Below are 21,866 nucleotides of genomic sequence, written 5' to 3' on the forward strand. Positions count from 1 at the left end.
GACTCCTGTGGGGTACGTGTACGGGGTTACCGGCGCTGCTCGGCCAGTACGCTGCGCACGGCCGAGACCAGCTGGGCCACCGAATACGGCTTGGCTACATGCTCCTGGAACCCGGAGGCGAGCGCCCGCTTGCGGTCATCGGCACGGGCCAGCGCGGTGACCGCCACCGCCGGCAGCACCTGCGCTTCCACGCCGATGTCCTCGCGCAGTGTCCGTACCAGTCCGTAACCGTCCATGCCGGGCATGCCGATGTCGGTCAGCAGCACGTCGATGCCTTCATGCCCGCCCCGGTCCAGCAGGGCCAGTGCCTCGCCCGCCGATGCGGCCGCGGTGACTTCGGCGCCCTGCTCCTCCAACAGCCGGCGCAGGTACTCGAGCACTTCGGGCTGGTCTTCCACTGCCAGCAGGTGCAGGCCCTTGAGCGGGAAAGGCTCGATCACCTGTTCCCCAATGGGGCCACTGAACACCTCGCGCAGCGGGCGGCCGTCGGCCTGCGGCTGGTAGCGCGGCAGGCGCACGGTGAACGTGGCGCCGTGGCCGGCCCCCTCGCTGGTGGCCGCCACGGTGCCGCCGTGCAGCTCCACCAGCTGCTGCGCAATCGCCAGGCCCAGCCCGAGACCGCCATGGCGGCGGGTGGTGGTGCCATCGGCCTGGCGGAAGCGGCTGAACAGGTGGCGCAGGAATTCGGGGGCGATGCCGTCGCCGGTGTCGGCCACGCTGATCGACCAGTGGCCGCCATCGCTCGCCAGGGTGACGGCCACGGTGCCTTCGGCCGGGGTGAACTTGATCGCGTTGGACAACAGGTTCCACAGCACCTGCTGCAGCCGCGTGGCGTCGCCCAGCACCAGCGTGGGCTCGTCAGGCAGCGCCAGGGTCATGTGCAGTGCCTTGCCTTCGGCCACCAGTTCCTGCGCCCGCATGGCTTCGGTCAGCTGCGCGCGCAGGTCCAGTACTTCCACTTCCAGCTGCACCTTGCCCAGCAGCATGCTGCTCAGGTCGAGCATGTCCGAGATCAGGCGCTTCTGCGCCATGGCACTGTTGGCGATCACGCCCAGGCCCTTGTACAGCGGGCTGGTGGCGTCCACACGCTGCAGCAGCAGTTCGCTCCAGCCCAGGATGGTGGTCAGCGGGGTGCGCAGTTCGTGCGACAGCGTGGCCAGGAACTCGTCCTTGAGCCGCGCCATGTTTTCAGCGGCACTGCGCGCGGCGCGCTCGGACTGCAGCAGTTCCTCGCGCGCCATTTCAATTTCGCGGCGTTCGGTCACGTCCGGGCTGCTGCCGGCCAGGCCGATGAAATGGCCCATGCGCGAGAAGCGCGGGCGGGCATTCATTTCCAGCCAGCGCCATTGGCCATCGGCACGCAGGCCACGCACCAGCGCATGCATCGACCGCTGCGCCTTCAGTGCTTCCTGCAGCTCGTAATCGAATACCGACGCGTCATCAGGATGGACCAGGCCCCGCCAGACGTTCTCGGGCACGCGCTGTTCGTCGCCGCCGAAGAACTCGCTGAAAGCGCTGTTGACGAAGCGCGCATGGCCCGCTTCGTCCAGCACCCACACCGGCATGGGCAGGCCATCGGCAAGCGCACTGAAGCGCGCCTCGCTTTCAGCCAGTTCCACTTCGATCTGCTTGCGGCTGCTGACGTCGAAGAACACCACGGCCACCTGGTGGTCGCCCGGCTCGCCCACCCGCACCGCTTCCACCGAATACCAGCGGCCCAGCGCACGCGCTTCCAGTTCGAACTGCTGGGATTGGCCGGTCAGGGCCACCTGGCCGTAGATGCGGAACCAGTCCGGCTCGTGGTCCGGCTGCAGCGCGGTCATGCGCTGCCCGCGCGCGTTGGCCAGCCCGGTGTTGCGCTCGAAGGCGTCGTTGACCTCAAGGAAGCGGTAATCCACCGCCTTGTTGTCGTCGAACAGCACTTCGATCACGCAGAAGCCGGCGTTCATCTGCTCCAGCACGCTCCGGTACATCCCCGCATGGGACGCAACTGTCATGAAAGAGGGGCGTTCAAGAGTGGAAGTAGGCAGGCTGGGCAAGGGCGTCAAGGGGGCAACTGGCGAAACAGAGGGACACAGCATCTTCCAGAGGGCGTATTCGTAGCGTCAAGCGCCATGGGTGGGATTGACGTGGCCGACGACGTAGGTGAATTGGCGGCAACCGCCGCAGCGGCTGACGCAATTGGCGATTGTCCCACCGGGTGATCAGGATCACACTGAAAACCTGATCCCGTCTGTGATCGTGATCGAGGAGTCGTCATGAACCGCAAACCGTTGGTGGCCGGTCTGTTGACCTGCCTGTTGGTGATCGGCAGCGCGAACGCCGCGGGGCCCCGTACCGTGACCGACCCCCAGGCGCCCCGCGCCCTGAGCGGCGATGGCCCGGTGAAGGTGTCGTGGACCGACCCGGCCCAGTTCAGCGAGATCCGGCAAAGCACCAACCGCTTCGAAGCCCAGCGCGGCAACTGGGTCCAGCAGTTGGCTACCTACGTCCAGACCAGCGCCGGCAAGCAGCTGCAGCCGGGGCAGACGCTGGATGTGACCCTGACCGACATCAAGCGCGCCGGTGACTACGAGCCGTGGCACGGGCCGCGCGGCAACGATATCCGCATCCTGCGCGACGTCTACCCGCCGCGCATCGCGCTGACCTTCACCCTCACCGATGCCCAGGGGCAGGTGCTGGCGCAGGGCGAGCGCAAGCTGTCCGACAGCGGCTACCTGCACAACATCGGCCTGCAGCGCGATACCGACCCGCTGCGCTATGAGAAGCGGCTGGTGGATGACTGGGTCCGCCGCGACCTGCGCAGCGACGCCACCGCCAGCCGCTGACGGTGGCGCCACGCCGGGCGTGGCGCCCCCTCAGCCGCCCAGGTGCTGGTGCGGTACCCGCTTGACCGCGCACGGCAGCTGATAGGCGCTGACCCCGCACAGCGGCGCCAGCACATCCAGCCGCGGTGACTCACCCCACAGGGTCACCGTGCTGCCTACTCCGGCGTCGGGCAGGTCGGTGAGGTCCACGGTCAGCATGTCCATCGAAACCCGGCCGATCAGCGTGCCGGGCTGCCCGTCGATCTGCACCGGGGTGCCATTCGGGGCGAACTGCGGGTAGCCGTCGGCATACCCCAGGGCGACCACGCCCACCCGGGTGGGCCGCTGCGCGACGAACCGCGCGCCATAGCCCACCGGTTCGCCGATGCCGATCTCACGCACGGCGAAGATTTTCGATTGCATGGTCATCACCGGGCGCAGCCGCTCAGTGAGCACCGAATGGGTGGGCAGCGGGTTGGCGCCGTACAGCATCAGCCCCGGGCGTACCCAATCGCTGCGGACGTCCGGCCAGCCCAGCAGGGCCGGGGAATTGCACAGGCTGGTCTCACCGGCCAGGCCGTCGATGGTGGCGGCGAACAGGTCGGCCTGCTCGCGGGTGCGCAGGCTGTCCAGCTCGTCGGCGCGGGCCATGTGGCTCATCAGCACCATCGGCGCCACCTGCGGCAGCGCGCTCAGGCGGGCGTGCGCGGCGCGGAAGTCGGCCGGCGACAGCCCCAGGCGGTGCATGCCGCTGTCCAGCTTCAACCAGATCTTCAGCAGGGCGGTGGTCTGGAAGGCCAGCACCGCCTCCACCTGCCACGGCGCGCCCACGGCGAACCACAGGTCGTGCTGCACGATCAGCGGCAGCTCGGCGGCGTCGAAGAAGCCTTCCAGCAGCACGATCGGCGTGGTGATGCCGGCCTGGCGCAGTTCCAGCGCCTCTTCGATGCAGGCCACGCCGAACGCGTCGGCCTGGCCCTGCAGCGCGCGTGCGCAGGCAACCGCACCGTGGCCGTAGGCATCGGCCTTGATGGCCGCCAGGGTCTTGCGACCGCCGCCCAGTTCACGGGCAAGCTGGAAATTGGCGCGCAACGCGTCCAGGTCAATCAACGCGCGGGCTGGGCGCATGCTTTGGGCTCACTATGAACAACGGATGCGGCCGTGTGGCCGTAGCGGAAGATATCCAGGCCTTCGGTACTGATCTGCGGCTGGCGCGCGCTCATCAGGTCGGCCAGGTAACGGCCCGAACCGCAGGCCATGGTCCAGCCCAGCGTGCCGTGGCCGGTGTTGAGGAACAGGTTGCGGTACGGGGTGGCGCCGATCACCGGGGTGCCATCGGGCGTGGCCGGGCGCAGGCCGGTCCAGAACTCGGCACGCGACAGGTCGCCGCCGTCCGGGTACAGGTCGCCCACCACTTTTTCCAGGGTGGCGCGGCGGCGCGGCGACAGCGACAGGTCGAACCCGCCCACTTCAGCCATCCCGCCCACGCGGATGCGGTCATCGAACCGGGTTACCGCGACCTTGTAGCTCTCGTCCAGGATGGTCGAGGTGGGGGCCATGGCCGGGTTGGTGATCGGCAGGGTCAGCGAGTAGCCCTTGAGCGGGTAGACCGGCAGGCGCAGGCCGAGCGGGTCCACCAGCGACGGCGAATAGCTGCCCAGCGCGACCACGTAGCGGTCGGCGGTTTCCAGCGTGCCGTCAATGCGCACGCCGGTGATGCGGTCGCCGTCGGTCTGCAGGCCGGCGATGTCCTGGTCGAAACGGAACTCGACGCCGGCGTCCACGCACATCTGCGCCAGGCGCCGGGTGAACAGCTGGCAGTCGCCGGTCTGGTCGCGCGGCAACCACAGCGCGCCGACCAGTTTGTCGGCCACCCCGGCCAGCGCCGGCTCGTGGGCGATGATGCCGTCGCGGTCCAGCACCTTGTAGGGCACCCCGTACTGGGCCAGCACTTCGATGTCCTGCGCCGAGGCGTCCAGCTGCTGCTGGGTGCGGAACAGCTGGGTGGTGCCCAGGTCGCGGCCTTCGAATTCGATACCGGTCTGCTGGCGCAGCTCGTTCAGGCAGTCGCGGCTGTACTCGGACATGCGCACCATGCGCGCCTTGTTGATGGCATAGCGCTCATGGGTGCAGTTGCGCAGCATCTGCGCCAGCCACAGGTACTGGCGCCAGTCCAGGCCGGGGCGGATGGCCAGCGGCGCATGTTCGGAGAACAGCCACTTGACCGCCTTGAGCGGCACGCCCGGCGCGGCCCACGGCGAGGTGTAGCCGAACGACAGCTGGCCGGCGTTGGCGAAACTGGTTTCCAGCGCCGGACCGGGCTGGCGGTCCACGACCGTGACTTCAAACCCGGCCTGCCGCAGGTACCAGGCACTGGTGGTGCCGATGACGCCGCTGCCAAGGACTAGAACGCGCATGTAGCTTCTCCGACCCGATCATTCCCTGCACTGGAGCGTGCCGGGACCATAATTGCGGAAGTATATTCCGCCCAAACCAAGCTTTTGCCCTGTTTTTAGGAGCGATGACAGGATATTGTCGCGCCAACCCCCATGCCTGGATGACGCCGATGGCCGTGCGCCCCCGCGAACTGGACAAGATCGACCGCAAGATTCTGCGCATCCTGCAGGACGAAGGCCGCATTTCCTTTACCGAACTGGGCGAACGGGTGGGTCTGTCGACCACGCCCTGCACCGAACGGGTGCGGCGACTGGAACGCGATGGGGCCATCACCGGCTACTACGCCAAGCTCGACCCGCACTACCTCAAGGCCAGCCTGCTGGTGTTCGTGGAGATCAGCCTGGCCTACAAGTCCGGCGACATCTTCGAGGAATTCCGCCGCGCGGCCCTGAAGCTGCCCAACGTGCTGGAGTGCCACCTGGTGTCGGGCGATTTCGACTACCTGCTCAAGGCGCGCATCAGCGAGATGGCGTCGTACCGCAAGCTGCTCGGCAGCACCCTGCTGACCCTGCCGCACGTGCGCGAATCCAAGAGCTACATCGTGATGGAAGAGGTGAAGGAAACGCTGACCCTGCCGATCCCGGATTGAAGCGGGGCATTGAACGCAGAAGGCGGCGCGCTTGCGCGCACCGCCTGTGGTCATGCAATCCCGCGCGTCAGCGCTGTTGTTTGGAATCAGGGTGACGCTGGTCCGGCTGCTTGCCCTTCTGGTTCTGCTGGTCCCACTGTTGCTGGTTCTGCTGTCCGGCCTTCTGGTGCTGTTGCTGACTGCCCTGCTGTTCCTGCGGCATCTTGCCGCCTTTCTGGTTCTGCTGGTTGGTCATGATTGCACTCTTCTGGAAAACCCTTCGGAATACGCCGCGTTCCGGCGCACGCAAAGGGTCGCGCGGAAACGGTTAAACACAGGCGAAAAAGCGGTGAGATGGCGCGTTGATGCAGCTGACTGTGCGGCGTGGTTTGTGCACCGTTCATGCGCTGCGCCAGTGCACGCCGCTTACGGTCGGATCTGCTGCCCATCGCCACTGGGAATGGCGTCGTAGTACTTGCCGGTGCGGGTATCGAGCACCCGGTTCGGCCCCACCTGTTTGGCGCCGGGAATGATCCGCCCGTGGCGGTCATACACCTTGGGCTGCAGGGTGGGGCCCTGGATCGGTTGCGTCGGGCCGGTGCCCCGCGCCTGGATGGGATGGCTGCGCAGTTGCTGCTGGACCTGGCTGTTGGATTTCACCGGCGCCATCTGCCCGGACAGGCTGTCCACCGGCGCCGGGCGCACCGGAGTGGGCAGCGGCGCCGGCGGCGCCACTACCACCGGGCGGGTCGCGGTGGGATTGGGGGGCGGACCGATCTGGGCCATGCCGATGGCCGGCAGCATCAGGCCCAGCGCGGTGGCGAAGCGGACGAGGCGGGACATGGCAGGCTCCGGCGGGGTGGGTTACTGCACCTTGCACCCACGCAGGTATCAGCACCATGAACGCGCCTGGATCGCCGGGGCGTCGGCTTGAAGCCCGCCATCCCGGCCCAATCTTGAACCCACCCCCGCGAGGAACCGCCGATGACCGCCTTCGATCTCTCTCCCCCCAGCGACGCCCAGCGCGACGCCCTGGTGGCCGGCCTCAGCGCCGACGAACGCCGCGTGCTGCTCCAGCACGGCACCGAAGCGCCGTTCTGCGGCGTGTTCCTGGACAACAAGCAGGACGGCGTCTACGGCTGCCGCCTGTGCGGGCTGCCACTGTTCCGGTCCAGCACCAAGTTCGACTCCGGCACCGGCTGGCCCAGCTTCTTCGCCCCGTTCGACCCGGCCCACGTGCGCGAGATCCGCGACATCAGCCACGGCATGGTCCGCACGGAAATCGTCTGCGCGCGGTGTGACAGCCATCTCGGCCATGTGTTCCCCGATGGCCCGCCGCCGACCCACGAGCGACACTGCCTGAACTCGGTCTCGCTGTCGTTCACCCCGAACGGACAGGCGTATCCGGATCTGCTGCAGCGCGGCGGGGCCGAGGCCCAGCCGGCCGGCTGAATCTGCAAAAGTGTGACATTGAGCGAACGGTCCCCTTCAGAAAACCGGGAACGGGGCCGACATGGAGGTATCCCCTACTCCGCGCCGGCCCCATGCTCATCATCGTTGGATTCCTCATCGTCATCATCAGCGTGCTCGGCGGCTACATCGGCGCGCACGGCAAGCTGGCTGCCTTATGGCAGCCCTATGAGCTGGTCATCATCGGCGGCGCGGCACTGGGCGCGTTCCTGGTCGGCACCCCGTTCAAGACCGTCAAGCAGACCCTGAAAGCCACCGTGGGCGTGTTCAAGGGCCCGGCCTACAAGCAGCAGGACTATATCGACGTCCTGAGCCTGCTCTACGAACTGCTCAACAAGGCCCGCCGCGAAGGCTTCATGGCGCTGGAAGACCATGTGGAGCGCCCGGCCGAAAGCAGCATCTTCGCCAACTACCCCAAGGTGCAGGCCGACCACCACCTGGTGGACTTCATCACCGACTGCCTGCGCCTGATGATCGGCAGCAACATTGAGCCGCATGAGCTGGAGCCGCTGCTGGAACTGGAGCTGGAAAAGCACCATGCCGAAGCGATGCAGCCCTCGGCGGTGCTCAACAAGGTGTCCGACGGCCTGCCCGGTTTCGGCATCGTGGCCGCGGTGCTGGGCATCGTGATCACCATGGGCTCGATCGGCGGGGAAATCACCGAAGTGGGCGCGCACGTCGCCGGCGCGCTGGTCGGTACCTTCTTGGGCATCCTGCTGGCCTACGGCTTCGTCAGCCCGCTGGCCGCAGCGGTGGAAGCGCGCGCCGAGCAGGACAGCCGCATCTATGAGTCGGTGAAGACCGCGCTGCTGGCCTGCCTGCGCGGCTACAACCCGAAGATCGCGCTGGAGTTCGCCCGCAAGACCCTGCCCTCGAACGTGCGCCCGGGCTTCAGCGCCTTCGAGCAGCACCTCAAGACGGTCAAGTAAGGCACCGCCATGGCCGAGAACAAACCCACCGTCATCGTCCGCCGGGTCAAGAAGGCCGGCCACGCTGCCCACCATGGCGGCGCCTGGAAAGTGGCCTACGCCGACTTCGTCACCGCGATGATGGCGTTCTTCCTGGTGCTGTGGCTGATGGCGGCCACCACCAAGCCCGAGCGCGCGGCCATTTCCGAGTACTTCCGCAACCCCAGTCCGCTGGTTGGGCAGAGCTCCACCCCGGCGCCCGGCATGGCCGGTCCGGGCGGGGCCAGCACCTCGATGATCAAGCTGGGCGGCGCCACCGACATCTCGCGCGGCAACAGCAACGACCCGTTCCAGTCCCAGCAGACCGCCAAGCCGATCCCGCAGACCGAACGCGAGCGCGAGCAGCAGCAACTGGAAGCGCTGAAACGGGAGCTGGAAGAGGCCATCAGCAAGAGCCAGGCGCTGGAGCCGTTCAAGGACCAGCTGCTGCTGGACCTGACCCCGGAAGGCCTGCGCATCCAGATCGTGGACAAGCAGAACCGCCCGATGTTCGACATGGGCAGCGCAGCGCTCAAGCCGTACACCCGCGAAATCCTGCGCGAGCTGTCGCAGTTCATCAACCACGTGCCGAACCGGATCAGCATCACCGGCCACACCGACACCACCGCCTACAACGCGGTGCACGGCTACAGCAACTGGGAGCTCAGCGCCGACCGCGCCAACGCCGCCCGGCGTGCGTTGCTGGACGGTGGCATGACCGAAGAGAAGGTGACCCGGGTGGTCGGCCTGTCCTCCTCGGTGCTGTTCGACAAGGCCCAGCCGGACAACCCGATCAACCGCCGCATCAGCATCGTGGTGATGACCAAGGCGGCCGAAGCGGCGGCCCTGGCCGGTGCCGGACAGGAAGTCGCGTTGTCGCCCACCACCGGCGACGCCGACATCCACGCCGCACAGGCCCCGGCGGCGACGCCCTGACCGGGGGGCCGGTCGGGGGTCGGTCAGTCGTGCGGGCCGGTCGGAGGGCCGCACGGCCGGTCGGTGCGCGCCACGTTCGGTTGATGCCTGCACGCCCAGACGATGCACGCCTCGCACGCTGGTAGGGTCGCGCCCCAGCCGACTGCACGCGCATGGGCAGCGTTCGATAGGGGCATGACCTTCAACGGAATGACCGCTTCCAGACGCCATGTCGTTGGAGGCCATGCGTCCCCGGGCGCGGACAGGCTACCGGCAGTCGGTTGGGACCCGACCCTACCGCGGTGGGCCGCATTCGATGGGGGCATGACCGCAATGGCCGACGCCTGCGGCCAACCCCCATTACAATGGGGTCTTTCCACGTACAGATAGATCCCACCATGTCCAAGCAGTCCAAGGCCAAGCGCGACAAGCGCAAGAAGCTGCAGCCCAAGCGCCCGATCAACCGCCTCAACGCCCAGCAGCAGGTGCAGAACCACGCCGTGCTGACCAACGAAGAGGGCCAGGTCGTGGCCGCGATCGGCCTGCAGGGCACCGAATGGCTGCTGGCCATCGGCGGCCAGACCATGGGCAACGCCGACAACCCGATCCCGATGCTGGCCATGCTCAAGCACCTGTCCAACGTGCAGGAAAAGGAAGGCCGCAAGGTCAACCTGGAATACTCGAGCCAGCTGCAGCAGCTGATCGACGACCTGGCCGCCGACGAAGGCAAGACCGCCGACGAGTACCTGACCCAGCTGGTGTCCGAGTTTGAAGGCGTGGAAGGCGAAGAAGGCGAAGACGCCGAAACCGCCGAAACCGCTGCCGAGGCCAGCGAAGACGCCCCGGTGGCAGACGAGGCCGGCACCGATGCCGCCGCCGACGCCACCCCGGCCGCCAGCGACGACAAGCCGCAGGCCTGAGCCACGGCAACCCGGTGACGGTCTATATCGACGATGCGGTCCACCCCTGGCGCGGCGAGCGCTGGGCGCATCTGATGGCCGACACCCTGCCCGAGCTGCACGCCATGGCGGCGCAGCTCGGGATTCCCCGGCGGGCATTCCAGAACCGCCCCAGCGGCGCGCATTACGACGTCCCCGCCCCGCTGCGCCTTCAGGCGATCGAACGCGGCGCACAGGCCATCTCGCGGCACACCGACCGCGCGCTGGTCAAAGCCGTCATCGCCAACGCCCGAAGCCAATACCAGGGGTAGGTGCTGACCGTTGGTCGGCACATCCCTGCCCCGCGCCCGGTGAATGCCCGCCGTTGATCGGCAAACGCATTACCCGCGCCGGCAGGTGCCGACCGTTGGTCGGCACACCAGCCCCACTCAGAACGGGTCCGACCCCGGCCGCACTTCCACGCCCAGCAGCGAGCACAACGCCAGCATGGCGTCATCGTCGCGGTTGAGCGCCATCCAGCCAGCCAGGCCGCCATTGCCCGTATCCACGCTCCACAGCGCGTAGTTGTGCTCGCGCAGGCGGTCGTGCGCGGTGGCCATCAGCGCCGGTGCATCGGTGGCGGCCGCGAAATCCTCATCGTCCAGGTCGCCACCCCAGTCCAGCTGCAGGTTCCAGCGCGCCGCCAGCTCATTGATCGCCGACACCAGCGCATCGGGATCCTCACGGTCCACCTCGAACCCCGACTGCCAGGCAATGGCGGCCATCAGCGGCGGCAGCCAGTCGGCTTCCTCGTCGATCTCCTCGCCGCTTTCCAGCAGCGCCTCGCGCCAGCGGTTGAACTGCTGCAGCGCCAGCTCGTCATCGCCCGGGTTGATCAGCACGAACAGGTTCCAGATCCGCGCCTCGAAGTCGTCTTCGTCGAAATCGCGCTCGTCTTCTTCGAAGTCGAAATAATCGCTGTTGTCAGGCATGACCGGTATTTCCTTGAGGCAGGCGGGCATTCTGCCGTGCAGCGGCGTTGGCAGGAAGCGAAATTCGGCGTGGGCCGCGCCGCGGTTTATCCTGTGCGCCTGGAAGATGGCCGTGGTGGCCATCACAACTGAATGCCCATGAGCGATACCCCTCCCGATCACCTGGCGATCAACCCGACCAGCCCCTTCCACGATGCCGCCGCCCTGGAGCGCGGGGTGGGCATCCGTTTCAACGAGGTCGAGCGCGACAACGTTGAAGAGTATTCGGTCAGCGAAGGCTGGATCCGCGTGCAGGCCGGCAAGGCCCGCGACCGCCGTGGCAACCCGATGACCATCAAGATCAAGGGCACCGTGGTGGCGTATTACCTGGACCAGAAAACCGACGCGTGATCCGCGTTGATGGCCGGCCCCTCGCGGCCGGTCGCCGGGTAGAGCCCCCCCATGGGTGGCTGTGTTCCGGGTCAGGCGTACCTCATATACCCGGCATCGCGACAGCCACCCATGGGGTGGCCCTACCGGTCGAACGCGCCACCGTTCAATCGCGTTGGCGGGTTTCCAGCAGGTCCAGGTTGCGGATCAGCTTGCGCGAGACCTCGTCGGAAATGGTGCCGCGCCGGGTCAACCGGAACAGCTCCTCGCGCTCGGCGGTCAGCCCGGCGCCACGCAGCTGGCGGTAGCCCTGCTCCATGCGCTGCACCTTTTCCGGGTCCGCATCCGGGCCGTCGTCCTTCTCAAGATTGCGCTGGTACAGCAGGCTCACCCGTGAGGCGGCGTCGTTGTAAAGCTGCACGTTCTCGGTGGTCTGGTTCTGCACCAGCTGCTGGCGCATGCGCTCCACCCCGGCCAACGCCGCCTTGGACGCCAGCCGCCGGGCCAGATCCTCGGCCTTGCGCTCGCCCGAATCGGCCGGCAGCTCCAGCCCCTTCAGCAACCGCGGCAATGCCACGCTGGCGCCCACCAGCGACACCAGGATCACCGCCGCCGCCAGGAAGATCACCAGATCGCGCGCCGGGAAGGCGCTGCCATCGGGCAGGAACAGCGGCAGGGTGAGCACGCCGGCCAGGGTGATCGCACCGCGCACGCCGGCCACCGAGGTGGCCACCACGATCCGCCACGACGTGCCCGGCCGCGCTTCACCGCGGTGGCGCGCCCGCAGCACGCTCCAGCGCAGCGACAGCCACACCCAGGCCAGGCGCAGCAGCACCAGCGCCAGGTTGATCACCACCACGTACACCAGCAGCCACCACGCGCTGTGGTGGCCGCTCTCGCTGACTGTCTTGATCGCACGCTCGACGATGCCCGGCAGCTGTTCGCCCAGCAGCACGAACATGATGCCGTTGAAGCTGAACTGCAGCATTCCCCACACGGCCGCGCGTTGCACGCGCATGCTGCCCGACACCCGGCCGGTGAGCTCGACGTAGCTCATGGTGATGCCCGCGGCCACCGCGGCCAGAATGCCCGACGCGTTGGCCTCTTCGGCCAGCAGGTAGGCGGCGAACGGAATCAGCAGGTTGACCAGCAGCGCTGCACCGGGCTCCTCGCCGAAGCGCCGCCACAGCCAGCGCTGGAAGGTCGACACGCCCAGGGTGACGGCCGCGCCGATCGCCACGCCGGCCAGCGCCACCCACAGGAAGGTGAGCGATGCGGTGGCCAGCGAGAAGCTGCCGGTCATCACCGCGGCCACGGCAAAGCGGAAGCAGACCAGGCCGGACGCATCGTTCAACAACGACTCGCCTTCCAGGATGTGCATCAGCCGCTTGGGAATGGGCGCGCGCGCGGCGATCGACCCGACCGCCACCGGGTCGGTGGGCGAGATGATCGCCGCCAGCGCGAAGGCCACCGCCAGCGGCATCACCGGAATCATCCAGTGGATCAGGAAGCCGGCGCCGATCACGGTGAACACCACCAGGCCGAACGCCAGCTCCAGGATCACGCCCTTGTCGCGGAACAGGCCCTGCTTGGGAATGCGCCAGCCGTCCAGGAACAGCAGCGGCGGCAGGAACAGCAGGAAGAACATCTCCGGTTCCAGTGCGTGGCCACGGTTGAACACCCCGGCGATGACCGCGCCCAGGCCGATCTGCACCAACGGCAGCGGCAACGACAGCGGCAACACCCGGACCAGGTAGCCGCTGGCGACCACGGCCACCAGCATCGCCAGGACGACTTCAATGGTATGCATGCATTTTCCAGTGGACGGCGCGAGGGGGGGGAGGCTGCGGGCAGCCGGGCGCCGGAAACTGCAAAAAAACTACCACACCCATCCGCCTGCGCGAACGCCGGGCCTGCCGCGGCTCAGTGGCCGGACAGCAGTTCGCGCGCGGTCCACGCGTTGAAATCGGCCTGCATCGCAGCCGTCAGCGTGTGGTCGGCCGGGTAGCCGTGCAGTGCGTGATCCACACCCAGCGCCTGCAGACGCGCCGCGGCGGCGGTGGCCAGCGCGAACGGCAGCTTGCTGTCCTGCTCACCGTGCAGGATCAACCCGCGCACGCCACGCGTGGCGATGTCGGCGGGAACGTGCGGTGCGATCTCCGGCAGGATGCGCCCGGACAGGATCGCGAACCGGCGTGCCACCTGCGGCGCGGTGAGCGCCACGCTGGCACTCATGATGCCGCCCTGGCTGAAGCCGGCCACCAGCGTGTGCGCGGTATCCACGCCGTGCTGTGCCTGCAGCGCGCGCACGTAGTCGATGAGCAGCAGACGGCTGGCTTCGGCCTGCGCCGGGTCGATCACCGGCCCCTGCGCGCCGAACTGCACGGTGAACCAGCCGAACGCATCCGCCCCGAACGCCAGCGGCGCGCGCGGCAGCACCACCTGCAGGCGCTTATCCAGCCCGTCCGCCAGTGCCTGCAGCGAGCGTTCGTTGCTGCCCACGCCATGCAACAGCACCACCAGCCCGTGCGCCGGGCCGGTGGCGGGGCGCACCACCGCGTGCAGCGTGCTCACGCCGCGGCCCCGTCGAAGCGGTAGATGTCCATCGCCAGAAACCCCGCATCGATACCGGCATCGATGCGCTGCGCACCCAGCGTGTCACTCCCGGCAGCGCCCATGGCCACATGCAGCGGCTGCAGGTGCTCGTCGGTGGGGTGCGCCTGCGCGGCGTGTGGCGCCCGGGCACGGTAGTCGAGCAGCGCGGCAGTGTCGTCTTCCTGCAGGCGCTGTTCGACCCAGCCGATGAAGGGCCGCACGTAGGGCGCTTCCTTGCCGTCCTGGTAGTTGCCCCAGTCGTGCAGGTTGTGGGTGATGCTGCCGGAGCCGATCACCAGCACGCCCTGCTCGCGCAGCGGTGCCAGCGCACGGCCCAGCGCGAACTGGTGGGCCGGTCCCAGCAGCGGCTGGATCGCCAGCGGTACCACCGGAATGTCGGCCTGCGGGTACAGGAAGCGCAGCGGCACCCAGGCGCCGTGGTCGAGGCCGCGGCTGCGGTCCAGCGCGGTCGGCAGCCCGGCCGCCGCCAGCCGCGCGGCGATCTCGCCGGCCAGGGCCGGGTCGCCCGGGGCCGGGTACTGCAGGTCGAACAGCGCCTGCGGGAAGCCGCCGAAATCGTGGATGGTGGGCGGTTGCGCGTGTGCGCCCACTGCCGGCTGGTGGGTCAGCCAGTGCGCCGAGGCCATCACGATGGCGCGCGGGCGCGGCAACTGCGCGGCCAGCGCCGCGAGGCGTTCGCCGACCAGACCGGGGTGGAGCGCGGTCATCGGCGAACCATGGGAGATGTACAGCGAAGGCAGACGGGACATCACAGGCTCCAAGAAAGGATCAACGACGGCGCGGTGCTCAGCGCGAGGCGAGTGTCCACTTGCCGTCGCCGATGCAGAACAGCACCAGCAGCGCCAGCGCCCAGAACGCCGGGTATTCCCAGCCGCCCCCGGCATTGGCGAAGCTGAAACCGTTGGCGCCGTGCACGCTCACGATGGTGCCCAGCAGCAGCGGCACGCCCAGCAGCCCCACCCACCGCGCGTACACGCCCAGCAGCAGCGCCGCGGCAAGGGTGAGCTCCAGCACGAGGGCGACGTAACCGAGGGCGCCGGGCAGGCCCAGCGACTGGAAGTACGCCGCGGTGCCGGCCGGGCTGAACACCAGCAGTTTGGTCAGGCCATGCACCAGGAACAGCACGCCCAGGCCCCAACGCAGCAGGGTGGCGCCGACAGGGGCGAGCGCGGAAACACGGAGAGCGGTGGTAGGCATGGGACACCTCGCGGACTAGGATGGCGACAGGTTATTGCGCTCAGCCGTGGCGATAAATACGATCAGACGACGCTGTTTATTACAGAATCTGAAACAATGGATACCCTCGACGCGATGCGTGTGTTCGTGGCGGTGGTGGAACGCAACGGCTTCAGCGCGGCCGCCCAGGCCCTGGATATGTCCACCGCCGGGGTCACCCGGCAGATCGCCGCGCTGGAAAAGCGCCTGTCCACGCGCCTGCTCAACCGCACCACGCGCCGGGTGAACCCCACCAGCACCGGCGCGGCCTACTACGCGCAATGCGTGCAGCTGCTGGCCCAGTTCGACGCACTGGAAGCAGGCATCGGCGCGCAGGCGCTGGAACCGTCGGGGCTGCTGCGGGTCAACGCCCCGGTCAGCTACGGCATCGCCCGGCTGGGACCGCTGCTGGCCGGCTACCGCGCGCGCTACCCGCAGGTGCAGCTGGACCTGTCGCTGTCCGACCGCCTGGTGGACATGGTGGAAGAAGGCTACGACGTGGCCATCCGCATCACCCGCCAACCCAACCCGGCGCTGATCGCACGCAAGCTGGCCGACACCCACATCACCCTGTGTGCCGCCCCTGCCTACCTGGACGCCCACGGCCGCCCGCAACAGCCCGACGACCTGTCCGACCACGAATGCCTGGGCTACAGCTACTGGGGCGGCGGCGACAGCTGGCAACTGCGCGGCCCGCGCGGCGAGGTGTCGGTGCCGGTGCACGGCGGCCTGCGCGCCAACAACGGCGACGTGCTGCGCGAGGCCGCGTTGGCCGGCATGGGCATCATCCTGCAGCCGGACTTCCTGATTGCCGACGCGCTGGCCGACGGCCGCCTGGAACGCCTGCTGCCGGAGTGGGAGATCGCGCCGATCAGCATCTTCGCGGTATACACCAGCCGCAACCATCTGGCCCCGAAGGTGCGCAGCTTCATCGATTACCTGGTGGAGGCGTTGGGGTGACGGCGGGCGTTTGCGTGTAGAGCAGCCGGGCAGAGCCCGGCTCTACGACATTGCCAACCCCGTAGAGCCGGGCTCTGCCCGGCTGCCTTGCATCAGGTGGCCTCGGCGGTTTCCAACCGCGCGATCACCTCGACCAGCGGCGAGGGGCGGCCCAGCAGGTAACCCTGCACCTGGTCGCAGCCGTGCGCGGCCAGCCACTGATGCTGGCCCGGCGTTTCCACGCCCTCGGCGATCACCGTCAGCCCCATGCTGTGGCCCAGCGACAACAACGCGCGGCAGATCGACGCATTGCGCGGATTGGTTTCCACGTCGGACACGAAACTGCGGTCGATCTTCAGGATGTCCAGCGGCAGGTGCTGCAGGTAGGACATGTTGGAATACCCGGTGCCGAAGTCGTCCAGCGAAATGCACACGCCCTGCTCGTGCAGCCGCTGCATCGTCTGCTTGGCCTGGGCCGGCTTGCGCATCAGGCTGCTCTCGGTCAGCTCCACCTGCAACGCGCCGCGCTCCAGCCCGAACTCCTGCGTTGCGCGTGCGAATTCGGCCACCAGATCGCTGTTGAAGAACTGCACCGCCGACACGTTCACCGCGATCGGCAACGGCCAGCCTGCATCGGCCAACCGCCGCTGCGCCTGCGCCGCCGCCCGGATCACCCAGCGCCCCAACGCCAGGATCAACCCGGTGTCTTCGCACAACTGGATGAACTCGCCCGGCGGAATGAAACTCCCATCGGCCTGCGGCCAGCGCAGCAACGCCTCCAACGCCGCCGGCGTGCCGTCGCTGGCGTGGCAGATCGGCTGGTAGTACAGCTCGAACTCGGTGTCGATCGCGCTGTGGATGCGCCCGGCCAGGCGCAGCCGCTCGGCCAGCCGCGAACTCACCGTGGTGTCGAACCAGGCAATCACACTGCCCTCGTCACGCGCGGCGTGCGCGGCCTGTGCGGCCATGCCGATCAGCTGTTCGGCCGGCACGTTGTCACCCTCGAACTTCACCGCCACGCCGATCCGCGGCTCGAACTGGTGCAGCCAGTCCTGCCCGCGCACCGGCTCCGATACCGTCTGCACCAGCGTATCCAATGCGGTCTGGCGCTCGTGGTCGTCGCGGATGGCGAAGATGAAATCTTCCGCCGGCTGGAAGGCCAGCAGGCCATAGCGCGTGCCCAGCCCGCCCAGGCGCTTGGCCATGGCCTGCAGCACCACATCGCCCACTTCGCGGCCCAGCGTATCGGCCACCAGCTGCAGCCCGCGGAACTGCACGTAGGCGATCGTGTAGCCGCCGCCTTCCTCGTCCAGCTGCGCGGCCAGCGCGCGCGTGTTGAGCAGGCCGGTGGCCGGGTTGTGGGTGGCGTGATACGCCAGGTCGCGCTCGTACGCCAGCCGCTCGCTGATGTCCTCGGCCAGCACCAGGCAGGCCTGGCGCCCGTCGAAATCCAGCCGCGACAGATGCGCGCGCACCTCGAACAGGGTGCCGTCCTTGCGCCGGTGCACGCGTACCTGCGCGTCCTGGGCATCGCCGATGGTGGCGCGCGAAATCGCGCCGCGGATTTCGTCCCAGCCTTCGCGCGGGCGGATATCCAGGATGCTCATCGACAGGAACTCGTCGCGGCTGTAGCCGTACTGCTTCACCGCCGCCTCGTTGACCTCCATGAAGCGCAGTGTGTCCGGGTCGAACACCCAGAACGGGGCGGGATTGCGGTCGAACAGCAGCCGGAACTGGCGCTCGGCCTGCTGCACGCGGGCCAGCGCCTGCACGCGCTCGCTCACATCGGTGAGCGCGCCGATCATGTGCCGCTGCCGGTCCGCCACCGCCACCCGCTGGCCGCGCGCGGAAACCCAGCGCACCGTGCCACCGGGCAGCACCACCCGGAACATTTCATCCAGCACGCCGTTGCCGGCGAAGGCGTTGTCGAACGCCAGCTGCATGCGCTCGGCATCCTCGCGGTGCACCCGCGCGAAGAACGCGGCCACCGGCAAGCTTTCAGTCTCGATGCCGAAGATCTCCCGCGCCAGCGGCGACCAGCGCAGCTGCGAGGCATCCTCGTCCACATACCAGGTGCACACCTTGCCCACCTGGTGGGCCATCAGCAGCTCGGCGTGGCCGGTGCGCAGTTCCTCGGTGAGCGCATCCTGGCTGCGGGTGGCACGGCGCACGCTCACAAACACCAGCGCGAACACACCCCAGTACAACAAGTACAGCGCCACCGACGCCTGCACGTAGGGCCACCACGGGGCCAGCACGTCCGCGCGGCCCAACCCGGCGTACACCGCGATGGGGTACTGACCCAACGTGGTGAGCGTGGAAATCCGCTCGATGTTGTCGATGGCGCTGGTTTCAACGCCCAGCGGCACCACGGCGTCGCGGCGCAGCATCTCGCGCTTGCCGAGCCCGAAACGTTGCCCGGTGAGGCCCACGGTGTCCGGGCTGCGCGCCAGCACGTAGCCCTGCGCATCGGTGATCGAGATGACGCCCTGGTCGCCGGTGTCCATGCCACCGATGATCGATTGCAGCTCACTGGTGTGCAGCCGGCTCAGCAGCCAGCGGTCGTCACCCATGCGCAACGCCAGCGGCAGCACCCAGCGCTGCGCATTGCGTTGCTGCGGCGGCCCCAGGTAGAGACGGCTGTCGCTGCCGCGATTGGTATCCACGGCCCACAGCGGCAGGTACAGGTCGCCGCTGCCACTGGTGAGTGCGCGGCCGTACTGGTCCACCACCACGATGCTGTCCAGCTCGGCATGCCGCTGCAGCACCCCGCCGATGGCGTCGTCCAGCAGGTCCGGCGCCTGCGTCGGGACCCGCTCGAACAGCAATGCGCCGTCCTCGGCGATGCCCAGCATGGCCCGTTCCAGGTTGCGCAGCTCCAGCCGCAGCAGGCGCTGCGAGCCGGTGGCCAACGCCGCGCTCTGGCGCTGCGCGGCTTCCTGGCGGCGCTGGTAATCGTTGGCCAGCGTCAGCGCCAGCCCAACGGCCAGCAGCACGCCCAGGCTCACGCCCAGCCACACGATCGTGCGCAATGGCCGCGCCAAGGCGCGGTTCAACGCGGGCATTGCCGACCTCTCCCGCTGCGATGGGCTGACTTCATGCGTAAACGCTTCCTGGTTTCCCCAAACCTGAGCGGCCGAAGCCCGGGATTCTTGACCTCTGCGTCGCCCCGCCGTGCCTGCACGCGGGCGCGCCCCGAATCCTGTCTGCCAGCATGCACCAGCGCGTGCAGCACGGGAAGAGCCACGGCGGCGGGCGGCGTGGAAAACGGCCACGCTTGGCACAGCCAGGCACGGCTGCAGCGGCAACCCACCCCGTCCCGGGGGGATTAGACTTGGGGTTTCCCCGTTGCCTGAGAAGTCCATGTCCACGCTGCGCCGCCCTACCCTGATGCTTGCCATCGCCGCCAGCCTGTCGCTGGGCCTGAGCGCCTGCGACCGTGAGCCGGCCGCCCCCGTCGCCACCGCGCCGGACAGCCCCGCCGCGGCACCGGCCGCGCCCAAGCCGCAGCTGGGCAGCTTCGGCTTCGATGCGACCGGCATGGACCGCAGCGTCGCCGCCGGTGACGACTTCTTCGGCTTTGCCAACGGCAGCTGGGTGAAGAACACCGAGATCCCGGCCGACCGCTCCAGCTACGGCAGCTTCAATGTCATTGCCGAGAAGACCCTGGCCGACACCCGCGCCATCCTTGAAGGCGCCGCCGCCGACACCAAGGCCAGTGGCGAGGCCAAGCTGATTGGCGATTACTACGCCGCATTCATGGACGAAGCCGGCATCGAGTCGCGTGGCGTGGCCGCGGTGAAGCCGGAACTGGACGCGATCGGCGGCATCGCCGACAAGGCCGCGCTGGCCACCACCCTGGGTGGCACCCTGCGCGCCGACGTCGACCTGCTGAATGCGACCAACTTCTACACCGACCGCCTGTTTGGCGTATGGGTGTCGGTGGACCTGCTGCAGCCGGACCGCAATGCGCCGTACCTGGTGCAGGGTGGCCTGGGCCTGCCCGACCGCGACTTCTACCTGCAGGGCGGCCGCATGGCCGAGCTGCGCAAGCAGTACCAGGCCTACATCGCCCAGGTGCTGCAGTTGGCCGGCGTTGCCGACCCGGCGGCCAAGGCACAGCGCATCCTGGCGCTGGAGACCAAGATCGCCCAGGCCCACGCCACCCAGGAAGAAACCAATGACGTGGCCAAGGGCGCCAATGCCTGGAAGCAGGCCGACCTGAACGCCAAGGCGCCGGGCATGGACTGGGCCGCGTTCCTGGCCGGTGCCAAGCTGGGCGAGCAGCAGGACTTCATCGTGTGGCAGCCCAAGGCCGTGGCGGGCATCTCGCGCCTGGTGGCCACCGAGCCGCTGGACGTGTGGAAGGACTACCTGGCCTTCCACGCGCTGGACCGTGCCGCGCCGTACCTGCCCAAGACCTTCGCCGATGCGCGCTTCGCCTTCCACGGCACCACCTTGAACGGCACCCCGCAGCAGAGCGAACGCTGGAAGCGCGCGGTGGATGACAGCAACCACGCCGTCGGCGAGGCCATCGGCAAGCTGTATGTGGAACGCCACTTCGACCCGGCCACCAAGGCCCGCGCCGATGAGATGGCCAAGAACATCATCGCTGCCTTCGCCAAGCGCATCGACGCGCTGGCGTGGATGTCGCCGCAGACCAAGGCGCATGCCAAGGCCAAGGTGGCCGGGCTGACCGTGGGCATGGGCTACCCGGACACCTGGCGCGACTACAGCGGCCTGGAGATCAAGCGCGACGACGCACTGGGCAATGCCGAGCGCGCCGAGCAGTTCGAGTACCAGCGCAACATCGCCAAGCTGGGCAAGCCGGTCGACCACGGCGAGTGGGCGATGCTGCCGCAGACCATCAACGCGATGAACGTGCCGCTGGAAAACCGCCTGGTGTTCCCGGCCGCGATCCTGCAGCCGCCGTTCTTCGATGGTGCTGCCGACGACGCGGTGAACTACGGCGCGATCGGTGCGGTGATCGGCCATGAGATCAGCCACGGCTTCGACAATGCCGGTGCGCTGTTCGATGAAACCGGCAAGCTGCACAACTGGTGGACGGCCGATGACCTGAAGAAGTTCAACGCCGCCGGCGACGCGCTGGCCGCGCAGTTCAGCAGCTACCAGCCGTTCCCGGGCGTGTCGGTCAACGGCCGCCTGACCCTGGGCGAGAACATCGCCGACGTGGCCGGCCTGGCCACCGCCTACGACGCCTACCAGCTGTCGCTGCAGGGCAAGCCGGGCCAGACCCTGGAAGGCTTCAGCCCCGACCAGCGGTTCTTCCTGGGCTTTGCCCAGGCCTGGCGCAGCAAGGCGCGCGAGCAGGCCCTGCGCAACTCGCTGCTGACCAACGTGCACGCACCGGGCCAGTTCCGCGCGCTCACCGTGCGCAACCTGGACGCGTGGTACCCGGCGTTCGAGGTCAAGGAAGGCCAGAAGCTGTACCTGGCCCCGGACAAGCGGGTCAAGGTGTGGTGATCGGTGTCACCGCGCGACGGTGACACCTGAAAACGGGCGCTTCGGCGCCCGTTTTCGCGTCTGGGGGCGCGGTGAACAGCCGGCGCGCATCGGCGTGGTGTTGAACGCCCGGTAGAGCCGACCGTTGGTCGGCTGCCCTCCGCGACACCCCACGCACACCCGCACGCCAATCCGGGCCGTGCGGCGATGGCGCAGCCGACCAACGGTCG

21 protein-coding genes are annotated in these 21,866 nt (G+C 68.3%); 10 read left to right on the plus strand and 11 right to left on the minus strand.

From position 1 onward, the window contains the following. Positions 1-26: 26 nt before the first annotated feature. The gene (locus AC6CHL_RS13970) at positions 27-1,997 is read right to left on the minus strand and encodes a hybrid sensor histidine kinase/response regulator (protein WP_463600300.1); all 1,971 of its coding nucleotides are present in this window, start codon (positions 1,995-1,997) and stop codon (positions 27-29) included. 261 nt (positions 1,998-2,258) lie between these two features. Between AC6CHL_RS13970 and AC6CHL_RS13975 the strand changes: the two genes are divergently transcribed. Then, positions 2,259-2,828 (plus strand): DUF3016 domain-containing protein, encoded by a 570-nt coding sequence (locus tag AC6CHL_RS13975; RefSeq protein WP_498294878.1) that lies wholly within the window; start codon positions 2,259-2,261, stop codon positions 2,826-2,828. 30 nt (positions 2,829-2,858) lie between these two features. Here the strand turns inward: AC6CHL_RS13975 and alr are convergent, their stop codons facing one another. Then, positions 2,859-3,935, minus strand: coding sequence for an alanine racemase (alr, locus tag AC6CHL_RS13980; protein ID WP_498294880.1), 1,077 nt, complete (start codon positions 3,933-3,935; stop codon positions 2,859-2,861). Then, positions 3,914-5,224 carry a D-amino acid dehydrogenase gene (locus AC6CHL_RS13985; protein ID WP_141058517.1) on the minus strand — a complete coding sequence of 437 codons (1,311 nt, stop codon included), beginning with the start codon at positions 5,222-5,224 and terminating at the stop codon, positions 3,914-3,916. The genes alr and AC6CHL_RS13985 overlap by 22 nt, the downstream gene beginning before the upstream one ends. 149 nt (positions 5,225-5,373) lie before the next feature. Between AC6CHL_RS13985 and AC6CHL_RS13990 the strand changes: the two genes are divergently transcribed. Next, on the plus strand, positions 5,374-5,853 hold the full coding sequence (locus AC6CHL_RS13990) for an Lrp/AsnC ligand binding domain-containing protein (protein ID WP_038690714.1): 480 nt from the start codon (positions 5,374-5,376) through the stop codon (positions 5,851-5,853). A 67-nt stretch (positions 5,854-5,920) separates the two neighbouring features. On the opposite strand, the gene AC6CHL_RS13995 is transcribed toward AC6CHL_RS13990, so the two are convergent. Together AC6CHL_RS13995 and AC6CHL_RS14000 are read right to left on the minus strand one after the other, a co-directional pair. Beyond that, a complete protein-coding gene (locus AC6CHL_RS13995; protein WP_128097454.1) occupies positions 5,921-6,088 on the minus strand; it encodes a lana protein in 168 nt (55 codons plus the stop codon). Between the two features lie 170 nt (positions 6,089-6,258). Continuing rightward, positions 6,259-6,675 (minus strand): classical arabinogalactan protein 4, encoded by a 417-nt coding sequence (locus tag AC6CHL_RS14000; RefSeq protein ID WP_498294883.1) that lies wholly within the window; start codon positions 6,673-6,675, stop codon positions 6,259-6,261. 141 nt (positions 6,676-6,816) lie between these two features. Here AC6CHL_RS14000 and msrB point away from each other — a divergent pair, with 141 nt between their 5' ends. The 5 genes from msrB to AC6CHL_RS14025 all read left to right on the plus strand — a co-directional run bounded on the left by msrB (position 6,817) and on the right by AC6CHL_RS14025 (position 10,374). After that, on the plus strand, positions 6,817-7,284 hold the full coding sequence (gene msrB / locus AC6CHL_RS14005; RefSeq protein ID WP_038690718.1) for a peptide-methionine (R)-S-oxide reductase MsrB: 468 nt from the start codon (positions 6,817-6,819) through the stop codon (positions 7,282-7,284). 92 nt (positions 7,285-7,376) lie between these two features. Further along, positions 7,377-8,231, plus strand: a complete 855-nt coding sequence (motA, locus tag AC6CHL_RS14010) for a flagellar motor stator protein MotA (protein WP_038690720.1) — start codon at positions 7,377-7,379, stop codon at positions 8,229-8,231. 9 nt (positions 8,232-8,240) lie between these two features. Beyond that, the gene (gene motB, locus AC6CHL_RS14015; RefSeq protein WP_038690722.1) at positions 8,241-9,185 is read left to right on the plus strand and encodes a flagellar motor protein MotB; all 945 of its coding nucleotides are present in this window, start codon (positions 8,241-8,243) and stop codon (positions 9,183-9,185) included. Between the two features lie 377 nt (positions 9,186-9,562). Continuing rightward, on the plus strand, positions 9,563-10,084 hold the full coding sequence (locus AC6CHL_RS14020; protein WP_498294886.1) for a hypothetical protein: 522 nt from the start codon (positions 9,563-9,565) through the stop codon (positions 10,082-10,084). Positions 10,085-10,098: 14 nt separating this feature from the next. Further along, positions 10,099-10,374, plus strand: coding sequence for a DUF4031 domain-containing protein (locus AC6CHL_RS14025; protein ID WP_038690726.1), 276 nt, complete (start codon positions 10,099-10,101; stop codon positions 10,372-10,374). A 117-nt stretch (positions 10,375-10,491) separates the two neighbouring features. On the opposite strand, the gene AC6CHL_RS14030 is transcribed toward AC6CHL_RS14025, so the two are convergent. Then, a complete protein-coding gene (locus AC6CHL_RS14030) occupies positions 10,492-11,034 on the minus strand; it encodes a DUF6630 family protein (protein WP_038692549.1) in 543 nt (180 codons plus the stop codon). A gap of 138 nt (positions 11,035-11,172) precedes the next feature. On the opposite strand from AC6CHL_RS14030, the gene AC6CHL_RS14035 reads away from it, so the two are divergent. Beyond that, positions 11,173-11,424 (plus strand): DUF3297 family protein, encoded by a 252-nt coding sequence (locus AC6CHL_RS14035; RefSeq protein ID WP_038690728.1) that lies wholly within the window; start codon positions 11,173-11,175, stop codon positions 11,422-11,424. Positions 11,425-11,569: 145 nt separating this feature from the next. Here AC6CHL_RS14035 and AC6CHL_RS14040 read toward each other — a convergent pair whose 3' ends face one another. The 4 genes from AC6CHL_RS14040 to AC6CHL_RS14055 all read right to left on the minus strand — a co-directional run bounded on the left by AC6CHL_RS14040 (position 11,570) and on the right by AC6CHL_RS14055 (position 15,216). After that, entirely contained in the window at positions 11,570-13,213 is a 1,644-nt protein-coding gene (locus tag AC6CHL_RS14040) for a Na+/H+ antiporter (RefSeq protein ID WP_038690730.1), read from the minus strand. 113 nt (positions 13,214-13,326) lie between these two features. Beyond that, on the minus strand, positions 13,327-13,977 hold the full coding sequence (locus AC6CHL_RS14045) for an alpha/beta hydrolase (RefSeq protein WP_498294889.1): 651 nt from the start codon (positions 13,975-13,977) through the stop codon (positions 13,327-13,329). Continuing rightward, complete coding sequence (locus AC6CHL_RS14050) at positions 13,974-14,768, minus strand: dioxygenase family protein (RefSeq protein ID WP_498294891.1); 795 nt, start codon at positions 14,766-14,768, stop codon at positions 13,974-13,976. The genes AC6CHL_RS14045 and AC6CHL_RS14050 overlap by 4 nt, the downstream gene beginning before the upstream one ends. Before the next feature lie 37 nt (positions 14,769-14,805). Next, positions 14,806-15,216: a DoxX family protein gene (locus AC6CHL_RS14055; protein ID WP_498294893.1), complete on the minus strand. Its 411-nt coding sequence runs from the start codon at positions 15,214-15,216 to the stop codon at positions 14,806-14,808. A 96-nt stretch (positions 15,217-15,312) separates the two neighbouring features. Here AC6CHL_RS14055 and AC6CHL_RS14060 point away from each other — a divergent pair, with 96 nt between their 5' ends. Further along, positions 15,313-16,194 carry a LysR family transcriptional regulator gene (locus AC6CHL_RS14060; RefSeq protein ID WP_498294895.1) on the plus strand — a complete coding sequence of 294 codons (882 nt, stop codon included), beginning with the start codon at positions 15,313-15,315 and terminating at the stop codon, positions 16,192-16,194. A gap of 92 nt (positions 16,195-16,286) precedes the next feature. On the opposite strand, the gene AC6CHL_RS14065 is transcribed toward AC6CHL_RS14060, so the two are convergent. Beyond that, positions 16,287-19,238, minus strand: a complete 2,952-nt coding sequence (locus tag AC6CHL_RS14065; RefSeq protein WP_463600294.1) for a bifunctional diguanylate cyclase/phosphodiesterase — start codon at positions 19,236-19,238, stop codon at positions 16,287-16,289. Between the two features lie 298 nt (positions 19,239-19,536). Here AC6CHL_RS14065 and AC6CHL_RS14070 point away from each other — a divergent pair, with 298 nt between their 5' ends. Beyond that, on the plus strand, positions 19,537-21,657 hold the full coding sequence (locus AC6CHL_RS14070) for a M13 family metallopeptidase (protein ID WP_038690742.1): 2,121 nt from the start codon (positions 19,537-19,539) through the stop codon (positions 21,655-21,657). Positions 21,658-21,866 lie beyond the last annotated feature (209 nt).

It is taken from the genome of Stenotrophomonas sp. GQ19, assembly GCF_059758695.1.

Bases quoted from the DNA above. Each gene is read 5' to 3' on its own strand.
- AC6CHL_RS13970 (WP_463600300.1), bottom strand. From the start codon at position 1,997: ATGACAGTTGCGTCCCATGCGGGGATGTACCGGAGCGTGCTGGAGCAG.
- AC6CHL_RS13975 (WP_498294878.1), top strand. From the start codon at position 2,259: ATGAACCGCAAACCGTTGGTGGCCGGTCTGTTGACCTGCCTGTTGGTG.
- alr (WP_498294880.1), bottom strand. From the start codon at position 3,935: ATGCGCCCAGCCCGCGCGTTGATTGACCTGGACGCGTTGCGCGCCAAT.
- AC6CHL_RS13985 (WP_141058517.1), bottom strand. From the start codon at position 5,224: ATGCGCGTTCTAGTCCTTGGCAGCGGCGTCATCGGCACCACCAGTGCC.
- AC6CHL_RS13990 (WP_038690714.1), top strand. From the start codon at position 5,374: ATGGCCGTGCGCCCCCGCGAACTGGACAAGATCGACCGCAAGATTCTG.
- AC6CHL_RS13995 (WP_128097454.1), bottom strand. From the start codon at position 6,088: ATGACCAACCAGCAGAACCAGAAAGGCGGCAAGATGCCGCAGGAACAG.
- AC6CHL_RS14000 (WP_498294883.1), bottom strand. From the start codon at position 6,675: ATGTCCCGCCTCGTCCGCTTCGCCACCGCGCTGGGCCTGATGCTGCCG.
- msrB (WP_038690718.1), top strand. From the start codon at position 6,817: ATGACCGCCTTCGATCTCTCTCCCCCCAGCGACGCCCAGCGCGACGCC.
- motA (WP_038690720.1), top strand. From the start codon at position 7,377: ATGCTCATCATCGTTGGATTCCTCATCGTCATCATCAGCGTGCTCGGC.
- motB (WP_038690722.1), top strand. From the start codon at position 8,241: ATGGCCGAGAACAAACCCACCGTCATCGTCCGCCGGGTCAAGAAGGCC.
- AC6CHL_RS14020 (WP_498294886.1), top strand. From the start codon at position 9,563: ATGTCCAAGCAGTCCAAGGCCAAGCGCGACAAGCGCAAGAAGCTGCAG.
- AC6CHL_RS14030 (WP_038692549.1), bottom strand. From the start codon at position 11,034: ATGCCTGACAACAGCGATTATTTCGACTTCGAAGAAGACGAGCGCGAT.
- AC6CHL_RS14035 (WP_038690728.1), top strand. From the start codon at position 11,173: ATGAGCGATACCCCTCCCGATCACCTGGCGATCAACCCGACCAGCCCC.
- AC6CHL_RS14040 (WP_038690730.1), bottom strand. From the start codon at position 13,213: ATGCATACCATTGAAGTCGTCCTGGCGATGCTGGTGGCCGTGGTCGCC.
- AC6CHL_RS14050 (WP_498294891.1), bottom strand. From the start codon at position 14,768: ATGTCCCGTCTGCCTTCGCTGTACATCTCCCATGGTTCGCCGATGACC.
- AC6CHL_RS14055 (WP_498294893.1), bottom strand. From the start codon at position 15,216: ATGCCTACCACCGCTCTCCGTGTTTCCGCGCTCGCCCCTGTCGGCGCC.
- AC6CHL_RS14060 (WP_498294895.1), top strand. From the start codon at position 15,313: ATGGATACCCTCGACGCGATGCGTGTGTTCGTGGCGGTGGTGGAACGC.
- AC6CHL_RS14065 (WP_463600294.1), bottom strand. From the start codon at position 19,238: ATGCCCGCGTTGAACCGCGCCTTGGCGCGGCCATTGCGCACGATCGTG.
- AC6CHL_RS14070 (WP_038690742.1), top strand. From the start codon at position 19,537: ATGTCCACGCTGCGCCGCCCTACCCTGATGCTTGCCATCGCCGCCAGC.